A 4,815-nucleotide genomic window follows, 5' to 3' on the forward strand; every position below is an offset into this window, starting at 1 on the left:
ACGGCTCCGGCGGCTACCTCGTCCTCACCGAACCCTGGCCCTCCATGCTCCGCACCATCTGGGGCGACGACCAGCGCTACATCGACACCTACTGGTCCCGCTTCGAAGGCCGCTACTTCGCGGGCGACGGCGCGAAGAAGGACGAGGACGGCGACATCTGGCTGCTCGGCCGCGTCGACGACGTCATGCTCGTCTCGGGCCACAACATCTCCACCACCGAGGTCGAGTCCGCCCTCGTCGGCCACCCCTCCGTCGCCGAGTCCGCCGTCGTCGGCGCCACCGACGCCACCACCGGCCAGGCCATCGTCGCCTTCGTCATCCTGCGCGGCGGCGCCACCGAGAGCCCCGAACTCGTCGAGGAACTGCGCGCCCACGTCGGACGCACCCTGGGCCCCATCGCCAAGCCCAAGCAGATCAAGGTCGTCGGCGAACTCCCCAAGACCCGCTCCGGCAAGATCATGCGCCGCCTCCTGCGCGACATCGCCGAAGGCCGCGAAGTCGGCGACACCACCACCTTGACCGATGCCACCGTGATGACGTCGATCCGGGCCACGCTGGCCGCCGCACCGACCGACGCGTCGACCGCCGCACCGACCGCCGTCTGATCGGACCTGGCTTCCGGGCCGCCGCCCGCGCCCGGCCCGGCCGTCGGCCGACTCCGGGCGTCACCGGTCGTACCGCCGACACCGGTCGTACCGCCGGGACCGTAACCGTCGACACCGTAATCGTCGCCGCCCGTAACCGACTCCGGTCTGCGTCGGTTACGGGCGGAGCGGACCTCGGTCGGCCGGACCGGCCGGCGGCCCGGGAGCCGTACCGCACCGCTCGAACCGCCGGGGAGGAAAGTCCAGTTGTCCCACAGTCCCGCGCGCGCCGCCGCGCAGACCACCACAGCGCTTGCCCTGCTCACCTGCTTCCTGGTGGCGCGTCAGGGGAGCCCGGTGGCGCCGAGCACGGAAGCGCCGCCATCCACCGCCGTCATCGGCCCGGAGCGGCCGGGTGACCGCGACGGATCTCTCCTGCGTGAGCCGGTCGGCCGGACCGGCAGGCAGGTGGCTCTGCCGGGGGTCGCACCCTGGCGGCCCGGGTCCGACCCCGGGCAGCCGGGCAAGGCCGGGCAGCCGGGCGGGGCCGGGCAGTCCGGCGCTGTCGGGCAGCCGGGCGGGGTCGGCACCCTGACGTCCCGGCCGGCGGCGCTGAGGATGACGGCGGCCGGAGTCGGTGGTTCCCGCGCGGCCGAGGGCGCCGCCGTGATCGCCATGCCGGAGAGCGCGGAGGAGAGCCAGGAATGGTCCGTCCGGCCGGTGTCGGAGGACGAGGTGGTCGTCCGGTCCCTGCTGGTGGGCACGGACGAGGACGCGCCCGCGGCCCTGGTGCTCACCGCCGACCAGGACGGTTCGGTCTACCTCGCGTACGAGCTGCCCGACGAGGCGCAGCAGGACGGGGGCCAGCGGTGGAGCGTCGTGGACGCCTTCACCCCCCTGGGGCCCCCGGGGGGCGACCCGTCGGACGGGCGGGCCACCACCCGGCTGCGGCTCCACGCCCACCGGGGCGGCTGCCTCGTCGAGCAGGGCTACGGCGAACGGCTCGGCGTCGGCGGCTGTGACGACCCCCGGTCCCGGTGGACCGCCGAGGGGTTGACGGGCTGACGGCGCCGGGCCGCGGCCGGTGGAGCCCGCCGCTCAGTCCACGGAGGCGGGCAGCAGGTGCAGCACGTCGCCGTCGGCCAGGCCGAGGGACAGGGGCGTGCCCTCGGGGTCGAGCTCCGGACCGCCGGGGTGCCGCAGCACCCACGTGCGTTCGCCGGCCTCGGGCCCGGCGACGTACCGCAGCACCATCGGGAGCAGCCTGGTGATCGGCACCGCGACGGGCAGGGCCAGTTCGACGAGGCCGTGCGGGCCCACGATGGTCAGCCGGCGCACGGCGCTCCCGGCGGAGAGCGTGGTCAGGACGGTCATGCGGCACCTCGGGTTTCGACGGCGATGGGAAGCCGGAGGTGGCGGGCGGGCCGGCGCCCGCGCCCCGACCTGCGCGGCACGGCAGGTCGGGCACGGGTCGGGCGGTGCCTCGGGCACCGGGTGCGTCCGGCGAACTCCGGTGGCCTCACGATAGGAACGGAGTGTGCCGGAGGGCATGACGAGCGGGACCGACAGGATTGCGGTCCGGGACCGAAAGCGTTCCGCCGGTCCCGTCCGCTTCGCCGGGCCCGGGCAAGGTCGGGCCTGTTCCGGTCCGGGTCGGTCGTGTCCGATCGGCGCCATGGCCACGGCCGGTGTGGGTGGTCGGTTCCGGAACCGGTGCCGGATCGGGTGTCGGAACCGGTGTTGGTGCTGGTGCTGGTGCTGGTGCCGGAGCCCGGTGCCGACTCCGGTGCCTCACCGGGCGGGTCTCAGAACTGGATGTCCGGGGCCTGGAGGACGATGCGCAGGCTCTCGGCTGCGCGGTCCGCCCCGATCTCGTAGCGGAGCCAGACGTTCTGCAGGGTCTCCCCCTCCCGGTCGCCGGGCACCATCACCCACAACAGCAGGCCCCAGGCCACCGCCGGGTCGTGGCCCTCCACCTGGCCCCCGAAACCGACCGGGACGGCGACGCCGATCCGGGAGGGCGGGTCCTGGGTGAAGTCCGGCGGGGCGAAGTCCGATACGTCGTCGCCGGCCAGCACGACCGGGGTGTCGATGACCTTGAGCCAGTGGATCTCGACGTCCTCGACGATCCGTTCGAGTGCGACGGCCAGCCAGCCTCGCACCACCGTCTCGGTGTCGGTCAGCCAGCCCAGCGGCCCGTCCGGGTCGGTCGCGCGGGTGAGGTCGTCCCGGGGCGGTCCGAAGTGCTCGTTCTCGACGGGCTCGCCGACGACGTTGCCGTCGCGGTCCACCTCCCACCAGCGCCTGATCGACTCGGGCGGCGCCCAGCTGTCCGAGGAGTACTCCCCGGCCACCTCGTAGATCCAGGAGCCACCCGGCCCGGCGGGCGGCAGCACCGGGTCCTGCGGCCCGGCCGGACGCGTGGTGCCGCCCGCCGGCAGGCCCCGCAGGGCGTCCTGCGGTACCTCGTGCGGCGGCGTGTGCGGTGCGTCCTGCGGCGGCTCGTGCGCAGCGTCCTGCACCGTGGCCTGCGGTGCGTCCTGCGGTGCGTCCTGCGGTGCGTCCTGCGGTGCGGGCGCCCGGTCGTCCCGGCGCTTGCGGCTGAAGATCCCCATCCCTGACCCCTTCCCCCCTCGGCTTGCGGGGGATTCTTCCCCAAAATCCGCTCCGCGGAGCACAGTCGGCCGAATTCGGCCGTTGCCGTTGCTCGGAACCACGGTTCGGCGGCGCGGTGCCCAACCGCGGCTCGGAAGTGCGGTGCGGAACCCGCCGTGCTCCCTCGTCCCGCTGCCGCCGGGGGAATTCGCGCGGGACGCCCCGGCGTCGGGCCTGGGAAACGCCTCGCCCGTGCATCCCGTTCGACCGTCAATTTCCGGACAGCCGGGGTGAACTCCCAGGTCAGGGCGGATTGTCAGTGCCTCACCGTAGTGTGGAACCAACGTCGGAGGGGCGCGCTGGAAAGGCGCCGGAAATGGCGCCACAAGGGCGTTGGAAAAGGGGTAGCGGAATGGCCGCGAACAGGATCAAGCACAAGGTCAACCACGTCTCGCTCGTCGTCGACAAGTCCGGTTCGATGCGCCAGCACGAGGCGCAGCTCGTCCGCGTGGTGGACGAATTCGTGAAGGGCCTCCAGGAGGAGTCCGACCGGCTCGGCCACGAGACCCGCATCAGCCTCTACGCCTTCGACCACGAGGTGCACAACCTGGTCTGGGACATGGACGTCAAGCACCTGCCGTCCCTGCGCGGCCTCTACAAGGTCGACAGCGGCGCGACGGCGCTCATCGAGGCGGCCGTGAAGTCCGTCGACGACCTGAAGAACATCTGGGAGGGTTACGGGGAGCACTCCTTCCTCCAGGTCGTCGTGACGGACGGCGAGGAGAACGCCTCCGGCTACTCGCGGATCGGCAAGATGCACACCCGCATGGGGGCAGGCCCGGGCAAGGCCGTCCTGCACGAGTGGATGGGCCGCATCCAGGGCGCCATGGACGACCTGCCCGACCACTGGACCTCGGCGATCCTCGTCCCCAACTCCCTGGCCAAGCGCACCGCCCAGGAGTACGGCTTCCCGGCGGGGAACATCGCGATCTGGGACGCGGACTCCACCAAGGGCGTCGAGGAGGCCATCGGCACCGTCAAGACGGCGGCCACGAGCTTCCTGCGGGGCCGGGAGAAGGGCGTGCGCGGCACCAGGAACCTCTTCACCATGGGCCAGGACCTGAACACCGCCGACGTGGCGGCCAGCCTCGACGCGCTGGACGCCGGCAAGTACGTCCTGGTCCCGGTCGACGAGCAGGCGCCGATCCGCGAGTTCGTCACCCGCACCGGGCACGCGTACAAGACCGGTTGCGCCTACTACGAGTTGTCCAAGCGGGAGAAGATCCAGGGCAGCAAGCAGCTCGCCGTGGCGGAGAAGGACCCGGCCACCGGCCGGATGACGGGCAAGGTGTTCTCCGGTCCGGCGGCCCGCCGACTGCTCGGCCTGCCGGCGTCGGAGGTCGCGGTGAAGCCGGGCGACAACCCGTCGTACACCGTGTTCGTCCAGTCGACCTCCGTCAACCGGAAGTTGGTGCCGGGCACCAAGCTGCTGGTCATGCTGTAGCCGAGCCGAGCCACCGTGGGTCGGGGGGGGGGGGGGGGCGCGCCCGCGCGCCGCGCCCCCCCCCCGGGGGCCCCCCGGCCCCCCCCCCCCCCCCCCCCCCCGCGGGGGCGGGGTAAAAACACACACACCCAC

The 4,815-nt window shown here is 73.1% G+C and carries 4 protein-coding genes and 1 pseudogene; 3 read left to right on the plus strand and 2 right to left on the minus strand.

The window, feature by feature from the left end; all coding sequences use genetic code 11:
* Window positions 1-605 (plus strand): annotated as a pseudogene (locus ACFV0O_RS00005) (acetyl-coenzyme A synthetase); the annotation flags it as partial.
* Window positions 606-851: 246 nt separating this feature from the next.
* Window positions 852-1,649, plus strand: a complete 798-nt coding sequence (locus ACFV0O_RS00010; RefSeq protein WP_380333997.1) for a hypothetical protein — start codon at window positions 852-854, stop codon at window positions 1,647-1,649.
* A gap of 33 nt (window positions 1,650-1,682) precedes the next feature.
* Here ACFV0O_RS00010 and ACFV0O_RS00015 read toward each other — a convergent pair whose 3' ends face one another.
* Window positions 1,683-1,958: an EsaB/YukD family protein gene (locus ACFV0O_RS00015; protein ID WP_380333999.1), complete on the minus strand. Its 276-nt coding sequence runs from the start codon at window positions 1,956-1,958 to the stop codon at window positions 1,683-1,685.
* Window positions 1,959-2,389: 431 nt separating this feature from the next.
* Window positions 2,390-3,199 carry a hypothetical protein gene (locus ACFV0O_RS00020; protein ID WP_380334002.1) on the minus strand — a complete coding sequence of 270 codons (810 nt, stop codon included), beginning with the start codon at window positions 3,197-3,199 and terminating at the stop codon, window positions 2,390-2,392.
* A 392-nt stretch (window positions 3,200-3,591) separates the two neighbouring features.
* Between ACFV0O_RS00020 and ACFV0O_RS00025 the strand changes: the two genes are divergently transcribed.
* Window positions 3,592-4,683 carry a vWA domain-containing protein gene (locus ACFV0O_RS00025; RefSeq protein ID WP_380334005.1) on the plus strand — a complete coding sequence of 364 codons (1,092 nt, stop codon included), beginning with the start codon at window positions 3,592-3,594 and terminating at the stop codon, window positions 4,681-4,683.
* The last annotated feature ends 132 nt before the right edge of the window (window positions 4,684-4,815 follow it).

It is taken from the genome of Kitasatospora sp. NPDC059577, from assembly GCF_042735475.1.
GTDB lineage: Bacteria > Actinomycetota > Actinomycetes > Streptomycetales > Streptomycetaceae > Kitasatospora.